Source organism: Thalassospira sp. MIT1004 (assembly GCF_001858545.1).
Classification (GTDB): domain Bacteria; phylum Pseudomonadota; class Alphaproteobacteria; order Rhodospirillales; family Thalassospiraceae; genus Thalassospira; species Thalassospira xiamenensis.
On the sequence record NZ_MCAO01000015.1, the window covers coordinates 18,221 to 33,740 of the forward strand.

Genomic DNA, 15,520 nt, shown 5'->3' on the forward strand with positions numbered 1-15,520 from the left:
TCGCAATAGGTCAAATATGATACTGGCATTCATAATCAAACCGGATGCCAAGTATCTGATCAATCAGGTCCCCATCCCGATTGCGCGTGCGCACCGGTAACAAAACGCGCAACCAGTGCTGATCGGCGCGCACGGCAAGGGTGACATGGTAGAATTTCGGCTCTCCGCACATCAACGTGTTGAACAATGCCGCCGTCAGGCAGGTGCCGTATTTCATGTCGATCTCGCGCGGGCTGGCGCGCTGGAAACTCTCCCGGTTCAGGGATACAATCGATGGGGCATCGATCCGCACCACGAAATCTTCCTTGATCGGCATATATTCATAGATGGTGATATCGTCGAGCCAGCGGTGCAACCGCTCTGCGCTCAGAATGTCGCGCGACGGCACGATCTGCTCCGGGTCTTCTGCACGCGCCTCATGCCAGAGCCGGACCAGATCCGCAACATGCGGTCCGATATTTTCGGGCAATTCATCAAGTTCGAAATCTGTCGTCTCGGCCATTCTGTTGCGTGACCTTCTGCCTCTCCCAGTATTAGTAAAATGGGAAATGCCGGGTAAATAACAAGGTACCGGCCCAAAAGACGCTAATCCTCATACCTTGTGCAGAAAATGCACCACCAGAACCTGAATGACCGGATCACCCTTCCGGCATCTTGTGCGCACCGGCAACATCAACCGCAACCAGTTTTCCCACTGCGCGCGCTCGACCCCGATCATGTGGATTTGCGCCTGCCCGGTTCTGACCACCTCGCACAGGGTCGGATAAACCGCCGTTCCGAAATCCAGATCGATCTGGCGCGGGGTTGATCCCTGATAATTCTCGCCACTGGCCGCAATCATGTTCGGCGCATCGCGGCGAATGACGAAATCGTTGCGATCGGGCTGATATTCGTAAATGCCGATATCATCGCGCCACGGGGCCAGCATGTCGGAACCCAGATCACGCCGGTCGGGAATATCCCCGTCACGGCAGGCATCCTGCCAAAGCGCAAGCAACCGGGAAACCTGCCCGTCCACATCGTCCGGCAAGTCATCCAGCCGAATTTCCTGCGCATAGGCCATCGCGCAACAAGCTCCCCGACACGTCCATTCTATCTTTGTCGATCATAGGAACGCATCACGCCGCAATGCAAGGCGCAAACATCAGTTTTTTCTGATTTTAAATATTGCAGCGTATCTACCGGGTCGAAAACTTTCCTCAAACCGGCATCGCATCGCGATAACGTTGCAACAACCGGCTATCAATGCGATTGCGCCCGTCGATATTTGAAATCCACACGATCTGATAGGGGGCTAGCGCAAGGATACCGTTGAAATCCTCGATCACCTGCTGCGACAGCAGGTCGGTCCAGCCCTCAGTCATGATCAGGTTGATCTTTGAAAGATCAAGGTCCTGCACCTGATCGGTCAGGTTGAACACACAGAAAATGCTTTGATCGTTCAGATGGCTTTGCCGCCACACGCCCAGCAATTCCGATCCAAGGTTAAGGGTATATTGCGTCGCATTGGGATGAAATGCCGGCTGCCCCATGCGGATCGACATCAATGCGCGCAACTGGTCAAACGCCCGCTTGGCGATGCCTTCTTCCGATAACCGTTCCTCGGCCTCCTCAAGCTGCCAGATTTTGCGGTTAAGCCTTCGCGGTATCCCGGTTTCCTCATATCCCGTCTGATCATTTTCGGTGGCAAAGATCGTCTGCACGTAAATCGCCGGAACGCCCTCAAGCGACATGGCAATCGCCTGGCTCATCACAAACCGCTCAAGCCCATATGTGTGATCCCCGGCAAAGTTCTCGGCCAGCATGCTAAACAGCGTGACATTCAGCTCATAGGCCTTCTGCCCGCCGCCCTTAAGCGACCGGTAACTGACCTGCCCGCCCATCTTGCGTGCATGGTCGGTCATGGCATCGATATCCGCATCCGGGATCAGGTTTTCTGCCGGGCGCAGGCCAATGCCATCATGGCTGGCGGTGAAATTGAAAAATGTGCAGCCCGCCGGTGCTGGTGGCATCGACATGATGCATTTGCGAATGCAATCACTCCGCCCCGATAACAGCGCATGAATGATCACCGGCGGCAGGCTGAAATTGTAAATCAGATGCGCCTCGTCCTGATTGCCGAAATAGGACAGGTTTTCCAGCAGCGGCAGATTGGTTTCGGTAATGAACAGCACATCGGGATGCACCGCCGTGGTCGCCAGCCGCAATGCCTTGATGATCTTGTGCGTCTGATCCAGATTGATCGAACTGGTCCCCGCCACCTTCCAGATAAAGCCAATGGCATCAAGCCGCACGACCCGCACCCCGTGTTTAAGATATTCCAGAACGATTTTCAGGATTTCAAAAAACACATCCGGATTGCCGTAATCCAGATCAACCTGATCATAGCTGAACGTACACCAGACATGCTTTTCCCCATCCGATGTCGTGACTTGGCTTAGCAACGGATGACTGCGCGGGCGCACTACATCGGAAAGATCATCGTCGGGGCTGGCGGTCTTGATGTAATCGACACCGGGCTTGTCGCCTGCAAGGAACTGCTGAAACCACACATGGGACGCCGAAATATGGTTCGCCACCAGATCGGCCATCACGGTCGCATCCTTGGATAATGCCTTCACGTCATCCCAGGTGCCAAGTTCCGGGCGTAAACTACTGAAATCGCTGACCGAAAAACCATCATCAGACGTAAAGGGGTGAAACGGCAGGATATGAATCCCCGTCAGCCAGTCCTTAAGCCACGTGCGATAAAAATCGCCAAGACTTTCAAGCCCATGATGCCCGTCGCGCGAAATACTGTCGCCATAGGTAATCAGAAACGCATCGCGCTGATCCCATTTGCGAAGATATTCCTCGCACGGCTCCGCCCCATCACCCTCAAGCGGCAATCCCAGCACTTCAAACACCCGGCGCACCAGATCGGCGTGATCATGTTCCGGATACACATCCGCAAGCAGATTGCGCATTGCACTTGCGAACGCAATACGCCCCGAGGTTCCAATAACGCGGTCCATGCTGGCTCCTTTGGGCAGGCAAATCAGGAATTCACCTTAATCAAATAATGATTTTGCCTATGATGCAAGCAACGATTTCAAAGTGCTAACAAAGCAGGCAGCCGAACCTTTCAAAAGCTGTTCCCGGCCCAAAGACAATCAATCACGCAACAAAAAACCTACCCGGCACATGGCCGGGTAGTGATTGAAATCTGAAAATCCGCATCCGGCAGAAGGCATTCCGGGTTCTGTTCATGACTACTCGGCAACCGCCCCTGCAACAAAACCGGCAGACGGCACAACCGATGACCGACGTTCAAGCTGACGCCGCAACACCGGTCGCACGAACAAAATCGCAACGAACAGCCCGGCCGCCAGACTGATGCCATAAAACAGCATGAAGTGCAGATATCCCAGCCACGGCGCAACCACGCGCGCGGCCCCGAACGCAGATGCACAAAACCACGACACGGAACTTACCGCACCAAGGATCGTGCATATCAAAAGCCTGACCGATGACGCTTTTCCCTGTTTGTCGGCGAATACCGGAAAAGCATAATGGTGAAGGAAAATGCCATTGATCGTCAGGATAGTGACGACCGTAACCTTGGCAAATACCTTGCCGTTCGCGGTGATGGCGGCAATATCAAACCCGATGCCTAGCCCGATCAATGCCACCCCGGACACCCAAAGCAGCCCCAACAGCCAAGCCGTGTAAACGGCATCCCTGCCGAGGTCATACCTGCCTTCCTGATACTGACCACGCAGCATCGCAATGTCTGCCCGCGCCACCAGAACAAACGCAAATGCGAACGCAAACAGGTGCATCATCAAAACGGACTGCCGTATCAACGGCACTAAAAATTCATGGGGATCAACGCCCAGCACGATCTTACACTCCTTGTGCCCCTCCCCTATTTCGCTCCTGCACAAAATTTACGAGTGTCAGACCATAAAAAAAATTCTATATTTATGATTATCTCATTCAAAAAAGTTGAAGCTTCATGTCCGGCATCACTCTTGATCAATTACGGGTCTTCGTCACCATTGCCGACCTCGGAAGCTTCGCCGCCACCGCGCGGCATCTGAACCGGACACAATCGTCGGTCACCTACACGATCCAGAAACTCGAAGAACAGACCAATCTGGAACTGTTTGACCGGACGGCCTATCGCCCGACCCTGACCAAGGCGGCACATTCCCTGCTGCCCCACGCGCGCAAGGTCATGGCGGATATTTCCAGCTACCGCCAACACGCCAAAGGCATCGCTGACGGGCTCGAAGCTTCGATCACGATTACAATCAGCCAGTTTGCATCAAACGCCCCGCTGATGGATGTCCTTGCGGTTCTCGCCCGGAAATTCCCGACAGTCCGCGTAAGCCTCTCGACGGTCACGATCCAGACAACCGAAGTCCTTGATAACGGCGCGTCCGATCTTGCGATTTTGCCGGAATTCATCCCCTTTGGCTCCGACTATGCCCGGGCCGCCTGCGGGCAGGTCAGAATGTGCGCCGTGGCACGACCGGACCATCCGCTCGCCTGGTTTCCGGGAAAAATCCATATCGATGCGATGCACGCCCACACACAGATCATCACATCGGCGCGCGATACCCCGACCCTGCAACGCAATCACGCCGTTCAGGCCCTGAATTACTGGAAGGTCAATGACCTTGAAACCAAACTTGCTATGATTTTACGCGGGATTGGCTGGGGCGGCATGCCCGAACATATGGTCGCCGACCATATCCGCAACGGAACCCTCGCCCTGCTCGACCCCGAAAGCTGGGATGGCTTAAATCACATGCCGATACTCGACATTGTCGTCGCCCACCGTCAGGACAGGCCGCTTGGCCCGGTTGCACAATGGATTTTTGACCAGCTAAAAGACACACCCCGGTAATCGGCCCCGCCGCACCCACGACCACCTTGCAAAATCAGTCGTCGCCGGATGCATCTTCTGGCTTGTAGATCACGTTTTCCGCGCCCTCGGCCCCCATGAAGACGACAACGACACGTGCTGGAACATCACCGTCATTGATCCCTTCATGCCAGTAATCCATCGCCTCAAGCACGCCTTCCCCGGCGCGATAGGTGGTTTTTCCCCCGTCGCCGTAATCGACCGTAATCTGCCCTTCAAGGATATATCCATAGGTCGGCACGCCATGCTTGTGCCAGCCGGTTTTCTGCCCCGGTGCCATCGTCGCCAGCACAGATCTGATCCGTGCCTTGCCCTTGGGATAGCTCACCTGCTCGCCGACAAAGTTCACACCGCTATCAAGCAGCTTCACCCCGTCATGAACATCCTTGGCGGGCACGCTTTTCTCCGGATGTTTTTCCATCAGATTTTCCATGTTCTGCGAACGCTCCCGCGTCGATTGATTCCGTAATTGGGAAATCATAGGCCGATGATGCACCTAAATCATAAAAAACCGGGCATCATCACCACGACACCCGGTTTTCATCAACGGTTCAGTATCGCCAACCTTTACGGCGCAATCGTCACCTCGACCAGCGCATGGGTGCGGTTGGTATCGATATGCGCAATCGCACGGCGCAGGATTTCCGGCAAATCGGCCGCCCGTTCGGCCTTCGCGGTCCACGCCCGGCTGGCCTCGGCAACCTTGGTGAAATCGGGGCTGGGTTTAAGCCCGGTCAGGGGCATCTGGTTGGTTTTCGCGGCATACCCATCGGGATACATCCCGGTCACAGACTGGCGCACTGCGCCCCATTCATTGTTGTTCAGAACAAGGATCAGGATCGGAAGCGCCAGCGCCTCGGCGATCTGATGGCACGCCGTCGGGTTGGCAAACATATATGATCCATCGCCCATGGTCGCGATCACCAGCTTGTTTTTATCCGCCAACTGATAACCCATCGATGCCGGGAAGGACCAGCCAAGCCCGCCGGAATGCGGCTCCTGATACCAGCTACTGTGCTCCGAAAGCGAAAGCGGCTCCAGCGGGCAACCGAGTTCCGAAAACACCGTTGCCGACCGCCCGGCAATCGCCTCCGACAGGCACCGCGACACAAACGCCTTACTCATCGGATCAACCGATCCGGCATCCGCCGCCGCAAGCGCCTTTTTGTGCGTGGCGGCATTGATCGCCGCGACCTTTTCGCGCCGGTCGGCACAGGTTTCGCGATGATCCCCATGATGACGATCCAGCGCGTCGGCCAGCGCCATGATCACATCGCCGGTTTCCCCGGCAAGCGAAAGGTCGGCGGCAAAATTGCGCCCCGGAAAACGGGAATAAAGCGGGTTCTGCCCGATCTGGATCACCTTGCAATCATCACGCAATTTATGGATTTCCGGCGACCATGGCGCAAGGCAATCAATCACCAGAACCGCATCGGCGTCTTTAAGCCACGGCGCCGGGTCCATCCCCGCCATCATCGGATGATCGGTGCCAAGGGCAAGCTGGATCGCCCAATATTGCACCACCGGAATGCCCCACTGATCCACCAGTGACGACAGGCGATCAAAGGCTTGTGCCGTGCCCGTGCCGCGCTGGGCGATGATCACCGGGTTCTTGGCATTGGCAAGGATGCGCGCCGCATCCTCAAGGCTTTCGCTTGGCGGCATCACCCGGACCGGCTGCATGCGAAGCGGCGCGTCGATCCCCTCGCCGGGACAGGGTTCGCACAAAACCTCGCGCGGCAGGGATACATAAACCGGCCCCTTGGGGACCGAGGACGCAATCGCATAGGCCCGGTCAACAACGTCGGGCACCTGTTCGGGGAATTTAAGCTCGTATTCCCATTTCGATGCCTCGCGCACCATCGCCGCCTGATCACGCATTTCCTGGCCCCAGCCAATCGGCACGGTGCGCGCCCCAAGCCGCCCCTGTTCCATCACCGGCGTTCTGCCCGACATCAGGATCACCGGCACATGCTCGGTCGCGGCATTGATCGCGCCAATCGCGCAATTGGCAAGGCCGACATTGGTATGCGCCATCACCGCCTGGGTTTTTCCGGTCGCAAGGTAATAGCCATGTGCCATGCCCATCGCGGCATTTTCATGCGGCATGACAAGCGCATTGGGAAGCTCGATATCCTTGGCATTGGCTTCGGCCAGCCCTTCGATGATCGGCGGAAAATCGGTGCCCGAATTGGCAAAGATGTAATCCACCCCGATCGCCTTCATCCGCGCCAGAACAGCCCCGCCCGCGGTCAGCGTGATATGCGCCTTGTCATTTTTCATTTGACGTTCCTGCCATATTTCTATATTTGAAATTTAATTTATAATATAGATTATTCTTGAAATCGGGCATGCGTCAAGGCACCGCGACGCAAAATCATGCGCGTGCAGCACAAAACCACCAGACCAAAGGAAACAGGATGCCAAGCCAGCTAAACGGATCGGTGCTCAAGGCCTTTCGCATCCTCGAACTGTTTGCCGAGGGACGAACGGAACTGACCGCAAGCGACACGGCGGCCGCCCTTGGCATCAACACCATCACCGCCCACCGGTTCCTGCATACGCTGGAACAGGCCGGCGCGCTTCGCATGGTTGCGCGCGGGGTGTTCCGGCTGGGTTATGTCTTTGCCGATCTGGGGGATCGCGTGCTGCGCGACGGCAGCCTGCCCAACCTGATCCAGCCGGTGCTGGATGATCTGGCGCGTAACGTGGGGGATGCCTGCATGGCCACCGAATTTGATCGCGACATGGCGGTCTGCATCGCCAAGGCCCTGCCGGATCGGTCGCTTTATGTCGATATCCGCATCGGATCGCGCCTGGATGCCTTTTGCACGGCCCATGGCAAACTCTGGCTGGCCTTCATGGGCCCGGACCAGCAGGACCGCTATTTCGATAGCATCCGCCTGACCGGCATGACCGACCGTACCATCACCGATCTGGCCGCCCTTAAATCGGAGCTTCGCACCATCCGCGAGCAGGGCTTTTCAATGAATAACGGCGAACGCGAAAGCGACATTTACGCCGTCGCCGTCCCGATCCTGACCCAGCATGGCCGTATGGTTTCGGCCATTTCGGTATTCGGCGCCTCCCCGACCCTGATCGAACAGAAACGCGATCACATTCTGACATCCCTGCGCGACGCCGCCGAAAACGCCACCCGCGCCCTTTACGGGCATTTCTAGAGCACGTCGCGTCACAATCGTTCAAGACGACATCGGGCAAAGCATGCGACATTTCCGGCGATGGCCCCCAAACCGGAAAGGTGCGCAAAGTGATGATTGAAAATCTGCTGCTGCTTTGGCTTGCCGCCCTGCCGCTGATGGGAAGCCCCGGCCCCGCGACCATAAGCCTGGCCGCAAGTGGCTCGGCCTTTGGCATTCGGCCAAGCCTTGGCTATCTCGGCGGGATCATCACCGGCACAACGGCCGTTTTGCTGCTGGTCGCCACCGGTATTGCCACCGCCCTTCTCGCCCATCCGATTGCCGGTCAGGTCCTGACGGCGATTGCCGCGATCTATATCCTTTATCTGGCATGGAAAATCGCCACCGCCCCGATCAGGCCAGCCCACACAACAGCCTGCAAATCGCCCCAAACCACTCCTGAACCCACTCCTAAAACCACTGGCCCCGATTTCCGCGGCGGTGTGATGCTGGCAATCGCCAATCCCAAGGCATTTGCCGCCATCGGCGCGGTCTATGCCGCCCATGCCATCGCGCCACATTCCCTATGGCTTGATAACGCCCTTAAAATCGCGGCTCTGGCGCTGGTGATCGTGCTGGTCAATAGTCTGTGGCTGGTTTTCGGGGCGGGCTTTGCGCGCCTGCTTTCCGATCCGCGTTTCGGGCGGCTGATCAATATCCTGTTTGCCGCCCTGCTGATCGCATCCCTCGCCATGGCCCTGCTGTCGCTATCCTGACGGCAACAGGAATCTTCTGCGTCATTTACGCGCGGGCACCCGGCTCGTTTAAAAAAAGCTGCATCGTCACAAGATCAAGCCACCGGTCAAACTTGCGCGCAACCTGCTTGGCGCGGCCGACCTCGACAAAACCAAACCGCTCATGAAATCGAATGGAATTGACGTTTTCCGCATCAATGCCGCCAATCATCACATGCATACCGGCCTCTTTGGCCATCGGGATCAGCGCCGTCAACAGCGCCCTGCCCATTCCCGCCCCGCGATGATCGACATGCACATGCACGGAATGCTCGACCGTAAAGCGATATCCCCAGCGCGCCCGCCACGGGCCATAGGACGCAAAGCCCAGAACCTTGCCATCGTCTTCCGCGACAAGCACCGGAAATCCCTGCTGATTGCGTCCCTCAAACCATTCGCGCCGCTCCTCAAGGGTGGATGGCACATCATCATAAATCGCCGTACTATCACGAAGAACCTGATTATAAATTTCAAGAATTTCCGGAAGGTCCCGTTCCGTCGCACTGCGCACAAGCATCATCGTCTCCGTTTTTTCATACCGATAATCTCTTGCTGACGATAATCCATTATAGTAGACAGTCAATATCGATTTTACGGAAAATAAATATCACCATGATCACTATAGAAGACGAAACCACCGCCACCCTTGCTGCCCGGCTTAAGCGCGAACGCGAAATCCGCGGCTGGTCCTTGGGTCAATTCGCCGATAAATCCGGCGTCTCCAAGGCCATGATCAGCAAGATCGAACGCGGCGAAGCCAGCCCTACGGCAACGGTTCTCGGGCGGCTTTCCGGGGCCCTGTCGCTTACGGTTTCGGCATTGCTCTCGTCGGCAAGCCCCGTCCATCATGGTGTACGGAAACAGGCAAAGCAGCCATTATGGTCGGATCCCGAAACCGGTTATGACCGCCGTCAGGTGCTTTCGGGGCAGAAAATCCCGCTCGAACTTGTCGAAGTCACCCTGCCACCCGGCAAACAGGTCACCATGCCCGCCTCCGCATACAGCTTCATTCAGCAGGCGATCTGGGTGCTTGAGGGAACATTGCTGTTTCACGAAGGCGACAGGGTGCATCACCTCGACACCGGCGATAGCCTTGAACTCGGCCCGCCGCAAGATTGCATATTTGAAAATAAAAGCCCTGAAAACTGCCGCTATCTGGTCGCTGTCGTACGCAGCTCGTACTGACGATAAACCGCCCGGCTGGCTATGCCGCCCGCATGGTGCCCGGTGATTTGCCGGTCGTGCGTTTGAACGCCCGGCTGAATGCCGCCTGAGAGCCATAGCCCAGCCGTTCGGCCACCACATCAATCGCCATGCGATCACGGGTGATCCACTGGCTGGCAAGCCGCATGCGAAGCTCGGTCACATAGCGAAGCGGCGTCACCCCGGTGACATCAAGGAACCGTTCGGCAAAGACCGAGCGTGAACTGCCCATTTCCGATGCCATCGCCTCGACGGTCCAGTTGCGGCCCGGATCGCGATGGATGGCGGCAATCACGCGGCCCATGCGCGGGTCGCGCAATGCCTCGACCCAGCCTTGCGCATCACCACATCCGCATTCGACCCAGTCACGCACGATCGATGCCGACACCACATCGGCAAGCCGGGTCAGGATCCCGGCAAAACCGGCGCGCTCGGTCGAAACTTCGCGCGCCATGGCTTCCAGCACCGGCAAAAGTTCGGGGTTTCGATCAATCAGGGTGCCGACCTGCATCACCTCTGGCATCATGCTGACCAGCGGATGCATCCCGCCAAGGTCAAATTCCATGCAGCCGCTGAAAATCAGCGTATCGGTACTTCGGCACAGCTCCGCCTTGCAGGCATGGATATCATCCACCCGGCGGCAGATCGTCGTGACACTGTAATCGGTCACGTCAAGGCACGGGATGGACGGATCAGACAGCAACGCATGAATGCCCCCGCGCGGCAAAAGCACCGCATCACCGGCCTCAAGCGTATGGACAACCCCGCTATCGGTGCGCAGGTAAACCCGCCCGCGCGCGATGAAATGAAACTGTGCGCGCGTCGGATCATCGCCAAATCGCACGCCAAAGGGCGGGGAAATCTGGATGCGGTTGTAATGCAGCCCGTCAAGCCGCATGCCGAGCAAAAGCTCGCTGATCAGGTCACTGGAAAGCATCTGCATGTCATCAATTCCGGGATATTTCGGACGATTGATCAATAATCAAGGAGAAACTGGCATAGCCCGTCCGGCAAGTCCACTCTATTCTGTTTGCAATGCACAAACACTCTATCCGAGAGGACATTCGATGACTGAGACAGTAAATAAGCCCACGGCTGCTGCTGCGCAAGGCGCGCCGGCCTGGTGGGCGGTTATTTCCATGACATTGGGGGTTTTCGGGCTGGTCACCGCCGAATTCCTGCCCGTAAGCCTTCTGACGCCAATGGCCGATGACCTTGCCATTACCGAAGGTCTGGCCGGTCAGGCGATGTCAACCACCGCCATTCTGGCCCTGATCACAAGCCTTTTGACCGCAACCGTCACCCGCAGCATTGACCGCCGTTATGTCCTGCTGGGCTTTTCGATCCTTCTGACCATCTCCAACATCATGGTCGCCACCGCGCCGAGTTTCGCGGTGCTGCTGGCCGGTCGTGTTCTGCTGGGGATCGCACTTGGCGGTTTCTGGACCATGTCGGCCGCCACCGTCATGCGCCTTGTGCCGGAAAAAAGCATTCCGCGCGCGCTGTCTATCCTGTTTAGCGGTGTTTCGGCCGCCACCATCTTTGCCGCCCCGCTCGGAAGCTATCTTGGCGATGTGATTGGCTGGCGCGATGTGTTCCTGCTCGCCTCCCTGCTGGGTGTGCTCGCTCTTGTCGTGCAGTTCCTGACCCTGCCGAAAATGCCGCCGCGGGGCCGTGCAACGCTGCGTACATTGGTCGAGGTCATCAGCCGCCCGCGCATGAAATTCGGCCTGTTTTCGCTCGTCCTGATCATCACCGGCCATTTCGCCCTGTTCACCTATGTCCGGCCGTTCCTTGAAAACATCACCGGCGTTGCCACGGCGGGCGTTTCGGGCATTCTGCTGGGCTTTGGTCTTGCCAACTTTATCGGCACCTATGTCGGCGGGGCGCTGGTTGCGCGGTCGCTTCGCATGACGATTGCGCTGATGCCGATGATCATCGGCCTGGCCGGGATCGGCATGGTGTCCATTCAGGGCGCGATTGTCCCGACCACCGTGCTTGTCGCGATCTGGGGCATGGCCTTTGGCGGTGTTCCGGTTGCATGGTCCACCTGGATCACGCGCACCGTGCCGGACGAAGCCGAAAGCGGCGGCGGCCTTCTGGTGGCGGGCTTCCAGCTTGCCATTGCCACCGGTTCCGGCGTTGGCGGCCTTCTGTTTGACGCCAGCGGCGCGCTTGGCGTCTTTACCATCGCCGGCATGCTGCTGGTCGGCGCATCGATCATCGTTACACTGGGTCTGCGGACCAGCCCTGTTCCCGCAACCGAACAGGCCTGAGGTCAGGACCGAGGCATCGCCCCACCCCCACCCTGATGCCTGATCAGGCGGGCCCAGTGCACCCCGGCAGTGTCACCACTGCCGGGGTTTCTTTATGCCAATTCACTCGGCTAATTCACTCTGGCAATTCACTCTGGCAGCGGGATAAATTCATCCCGGTCATCAATCGGCAGGTCAAACCGCCCCTTGCCCCAGTTTTCCGCCCGCCAGTCGGCCTTGGCTTCCTCCAGCCGTTCCCTAGACGACGCCACGAAATTCCACCAGATATAACGCGGGCCTGAAAATGTCGCCCCGCCAAGGATCATCAGCCGCGCGCCACGTTCCCCGGCAACAACCGTAATCCTGTCACCGGGGCGGAACACCATCATCTGCCCGGCGTCAAAATCCTGCCCCGCGACCGAAATCGAACCCTCGACAATATAAATCCCGCGATCCTCGTGATCATCGGGCATCGGCAACATCCGCCCGGCGTCAAGCTTCACATCGGCATAGAAGGTTTCGGAAAACATCGTCGCCGGGGCGACCTCGCCATAGGCAGTACCAAGGATCAGCCGCACCGAAACGCCGTCTTCCTCGATCACCGGCAAGGTACCCTTGCCGTGATGGGCGAATGTCGGGGCGATATCTTCCTGCGCTTCGGGAAGGGCGAGCCATGTCTGTATGCCAAACAGACTGTTGGGGCCGCTTCGCGCCGTGGCGGATGTGCGTTCGGAATGCGAAACACCCCGCCCGGCCACCATCCAGTTAAGCTCGCCTGGCTTGATGATCTGATCGGCCCCGGTGCTGTCGCGATGATGAAAATCACCCTGAAACAGATAGGTCACCGTACCCAGCCCGATATGCGGATGCGGCCGGACATCAACACCCTTCCCGGTCAGGAATTCGGCCGGTCCCGCCTGATCAAAAAAGATGAACGGCCCGACCATCTGGCGCTTTGGCGCGGGCAGGGCACGCCGGACCTCAAACCCGCCCAGATCGCGGGACCGCGGAATGATCAGGGTCTCGATGGCGTCACCATCGACAATATCGGGGCAGCCGGGTTCAAGTGCGGGGTTCCAACTCATGGCGTCATCCTTTTGCGGGTCTTTGGACGGGTCTGGCGACTTTATCGGCCCCCGCCGGTGCGACGGCCCGATGGCGATGATGCAGACTGGCGCGCGCACGACCATCCGGCTAGTCCCCCGAACCGCCACGCTGTGTCGCCAAAAGCGGAACACAGAACGGAGCACAAAGCAAAGCCCAAGGCCGAACACACAGCTTGCACCCAACCGCCCCGCAAGTCACCCAGAACCGCCAAGCCATCCCGACACCATGGCATGCCGAGCCAAACCAAGCCACCCCACCCCGTCATTCCCGCGAAAGCGGGAATCCATCTTTCAAGGCACAGAAAACGAATCAATGAATTCGAAGGGGTAGATGACTTAATGCCCCTCATAACATTCACAAAAATAAATATACCTATGATTGTTTTTGTGTATATAAATTAAACCCACAATTAACGCGGAGGTTATTATGCGTCGCTTCCTGACCTTGCTTGCAGCATCATTGATACTCGGCGGCTGCTCTGGATCTATCTATACGGCACTGATGCCAACCATAGAGAATAACAACGAGGCGCAAAAAAAGACGAGTGAAGCGAGGAACGAAACGACGAGTGGAACGACGAACGAAGATAACGAAGAAAACGAAGAAAACGAAGAAAACGAAGAAAAGGTATATAAGGGTGTTCTCGTCCATCCAATCGGCATGTTCAAGGATATCTATCAAACAACCAGTCTCGTAAACAAAGATGGTAAACTTCTTGGCCACAGCTCACAAAAAACAAAAGAAAATTATAATGAATGGATTAAAAATGGAGCCAAAGAAGATCAAAGACCAGCAATTATCTACTGCGTTCCTCTAGAATACCAAAAGCTCGTTATACGCCCAGATTTCGACAAACAATACAGAGTCTGGTATGAGCCTGGGCTACTGGAAACTCATGAATTTGGTCTTGAACTGGAAAATGGTGCGATCGTCAGCATAAATTCCAAAGGCACACCAGATCGCGGCCAAACAGCAAAAACTTTGGCAGAAACGGCTACAGCTGGTGCAGGTTTGCTTTTCTCACTTGACGTCTTCGAGGAACACAAAAAACTGGAAGACGCAAGCGACAGGACGATAGTCCCTCCGTCAGCATGTAATCATGGAGAACAACTAGTCAAAACCGGACAACCAATGACTAGTGATATTTCAGATCCTGATTTACCATCAATGGAGTACAATTCTAAGCTAGAGAAATAGCGAAAGAATGAGGGGATTGCTGCTTTGCCGTGTCATGGATGATTTGCTCCCGATCCGGTCCAATCTGCTCGACCCGTTCAACTCACTCGATAAATTTCTCGATCACCGCATCGGCACCGATCAACGGGATGATGCGGATCAGCACCTGCTCCATCACCTCAGGCTTCGCTTGCGCGATGAATTTGGCCTTCCGGTCTTTCCATGACAGGGTCTGGATCAGGCTTGCCGCCACCACAGAAGGTTTATCGAGGTTATCAACCGGAACCTCCGTCACCGCCCCGCGAATGCTGGTGCTGACCGGGCAGCAGATCATCAGGCCGGTTTGCTGGTTATATTGCCGGGATGACAGCACCAAAGCCGGTCGGTATTTGCCGATTTCCTTGCCCTTGGTCGGCTCGAAATCCAGCCAGATGATGTCATTGCGCTCCGGCACATATCCTGCCGCCGCCATCACTCACCCATCTCAGATGCAGAAGGCAGCGCAAGATCATCGGCATGTGCACCATGCGCATCAAGCCCGACCAAAAGCTCCGCCTCGGAAAAAGGCAGATTGATTTTCCGGGTCGCTTTACTGGCCGCCTCAATCACGATTTTCCCGCCCTTGACGTCAATGCTGACCGGACTGGCAACATCAAGCCGCGCCTGCGCGAGTATCTTGCTCGAAAGCCGCACAGCGGCACTGTTGCCCCACCGCTTGATCTCACTTTGCATCACACTCTCCCGGATACTACGTAGCTACATATGTAGCTACTGTAATTCCAGCAACAATAAGTGTCAACATATGTATCTACCAGCAACACCCAACTACACCCCGTCATTCCCGCGAAAGCGGGAAGATGGACTCACACTTGAAGTGCAACATGTTTGACCTGCTCAGAGAATAGCTCGGCAGGGGTTTTGAAGTTAAGGCAC

17 protein-coding genes are annotated in these 15,520 nt (G+C 56.7%); 6 read left to right on the forward strand and 11 right to left on the reverse strand.

Annotation, left to right across the window (positions count from 1 at the left end):
* Positions 1-10: 10 nt before the first annotated feature.
* The 4 genes from BC440_RS08015 to BC440_RS23110 form a co-directional block, all read right to left on the reverse strand.
* Entirely contained in the window at positions 11-502 is a 492-nt protein-coding gene (locus BC440_RS08015) for a hypothetical protein (RefSeq protein WP_071239770.1), read from the reverse strand.
* Between the two features lie 90 nt (positions 503-592).
* Entirely contained in the window at positions 593-1,063 is a 471-nt protein-coding gene (locus BC440_RS08020) for a hypothetical protein (protein WP_071239771.1), read from the reverse strand.
* 136 nt (positions 1,064-1,199) lie between these two features.
* Positions 1,200-3,014 carry an alpha-amylase family glycosyl hydrolase gene (locus tag BC440_RS08025; protein ID WP_071239772.1) on the reverse strand — a complete coding sequence of 605 codons (1,815 nt, stop codon included), beginning with the start codon at positions 3,012-3,014 and terminating at the stop codon, positions 1,200-1,202.
* A gap of 237 nt (positions 3,015-3,251) precedes the next feature.
* On the reverse strand, positions 3,252-3,824 hold the full coding sequence (locus BC440_RS23110; protein ID WP_175484473.1) for a hypothetical protein: 573 nt from the start codon (positions 3,822-3,824) through the stop codon (positions 3,252-3,254).
* A gap of 173 nt (positions 3,825-3,997) precedes the next feature.
* Between BC440_RS23110 and BC440_RS08035 the strand changes: the two genes are divergently transcribed.
* Positions 3,998-4,894 (forward strand): LysR family transcriptional regulator, encoded by an 897-nt coding sequence (locus BC440_RS08035; protein ID WP_071239774.1) that lies wholly within the window; start codon positions 3,998-4,000, stop codon positions 4,892-4,894.
* Between the two features lie 34 nt (positions 4,895-4,928).
* Here the strand turns inward: BC440_RS08035 and BC440_RS08040 are convergent, their stop codons facing one another.
* Together BC440_RS08040 and BC440_RS08045 are read right to left on the reverse strand one after the other, a co-directional pair.
* Positions 4,929-5,333 (reverse strand): cupin domain-containing protein, encoded by a 405-nt coding sequence (locus BC440_RS08040; RefSeq protein WP_175484474.1) that lies wholly within the window; start codon positions 5,331-5,333, stop codon positions 4,929-4,931.
* Between the two features lie 146 nt (positions 5,334-5,479).
* The gene (locus BC440_RS08045) at positions 5,480-7,195 is read right to left on the reverse strand and encodes a thiamine pyrophosphate-requiring protein (RefSeq protein ID WP_071239776.1); all 1,716 of its coding nucleotides are present in this window, start codon (positions 7,193-7,195) and stop codon (positions 5,480-5,482) included.
* A 137-nt stretch (positions 7,196-7,332) separates the two neighbouring features.
* On the opposite strand from BC440_RS08045, the gene BC440_RS08050 reads away from it, so the two are divergent.
* Together BC440_RS08050 and BC440_RS08055 are read left to right on the forward strand one after the other, a co-directional pair.
* Positions 7,333-8,094, forward strand: a complete 762-nt coding sequence (locus BC440_RS08050; protein ID WP_071239777.1) for an IclR family transcriptional regulator — start codon at positions 7,333-7,335, stop codon at positions 8,092-8,094.
* Positions 8,095-8,186: 92 nt separating this feature from the next.
* On the forward strand, positions 8,187-8,828 hold the full coding sequence (locus BC440_RS08055; RefSeq protein ID WP_071239778.1) for a LysE family transporter: 642 nt from the start codon (positions 8,187-8,189) through the stop codon (positions 8,826-8,828).
* Between the two features lie 25 nt (positions 8,829-8,853).
* On the opposite strand, the gene BC440_RS08060 is transcribed toward BC440_RS08055, so the two are convergent.
* Positions 8,854-9,366, reverse strand: a complete 513-nt coding sequence (locus BC440_RS08060) for an N-acetyltransferase family protein (RefSeq protein WP_341364175.1) — start codon at positions 9,364-9,366, stop codon at positions 8,854-8,856.
* 92 nt (positions 9,367-9,458) lie between these two features.
* Between BC440_RS08060 and BC440_RS08065 the strand changes: the two genes are divergently transcribed.
* The gene (locus BC440_RS08065; RefSeq protein ID WP_071239780.1) at positions 9,459-10,031 is read left to right on the forward strand and encodes an XRE family transcriptional regulator; all 573 of its coding nucleotides are present in this window, start codon (positions 9,459-9,461) and stop codon (positions 10,029-10,031) included.
* 19 nt (positions 10,032-10,050) lie between these two features.
* Here BC440_RS08065 and BC440_RS08070 read toward each other — a convergent pair whose 3' ends face one another.
* Complete coding sequence (locus BC440_RS08070) at positions 10,051-10,992, reverse strand: AraC family transcriptional regulator (RefSeq protein WP_071239781.1); 942 nt, start codon at positions 10,990-10,992, stop codon at positions 10,051-10,053.
* 124 nt (positions 10,993-11,116) lie between these two features.
* Between BC440_RS08070 and BC440_RS08075 the strand changes: the two genes are divergently transcribed.
* The gene (locus BC440_RS08075) at positions 11,117-12,325 is read left to right on the forward strand and encodes an MFS transporter (RefSeq protein WP_071239782.1); all 1,209 of its coding nucleotides are present in this window, start codon (positions 11,117-11,119) and stop codon (positions 12,323-12,325) included.
* Between the two features lie 128 nt (positions 12,326-12,453).
* Here the strand turns inward: BC440_RS08075 and BC440_RS08080 are convergent, their stop codons facing one another.
* Complete coding sequence (locus tag BC440_RS08080) at positions 12,454-13,389, reverse strand: pirin family protein (protein ID WP_071239783.1); 936 nt, start codon at positions 13,387-13,389, stop codon at positions 12,454-12,456.
* Positions 13,390-13,837: 448 nt separating this feature from the next.
* Here BC440_RS08080 and BC440_RS08085 point away from each other — a divergent pair, with 448 nt between their 5' ends.
* Positions 13,838-14,608, forward strand: a complete 771-nt coding sequence (locus BC440_RS08085; RefSeq protein ID WP_071239784.1) for a hypothetical protein — start codon at positions 13,838-13,840, stop codon at positions 14,606-14,608.
* Between the two features lie 82 nt (positions 14,609-14,690).
* Here the strand turns inward: BC440_RS08085 and BC440_RS08090 are convergent, their stop codons facing one another.
* Together BC440_RS08090 and BC440_RS08095 are read right to left on the reverse strand one after the other, a co-directional pair.
* On the reverse strand, positions 14,691-15,059 hold the full coding sequence (locus tag BC440_RS08090; protein WP_071239785.1) for a type II toxin-antitoxin system PemK/MazF family toxin: 369 nt from the start codon (positions 15,057-15,059) through the stop codon (positions 14,691-14,693).
* Entirely contained in the window at positions 15,059-15,319 is a 261-nt protein-coding gene (locus BC440_RS08095) for a MazF family transcriptional regulator (protein ID WP_071239786.1), read from the reverse strand. Before BC440_RS08095 ends, BC440_RS08090 begins: the two co-directional genes overlap by 1 nt.
* Positions 15,320-15,520: the final 201 nt, after the last annotated feature.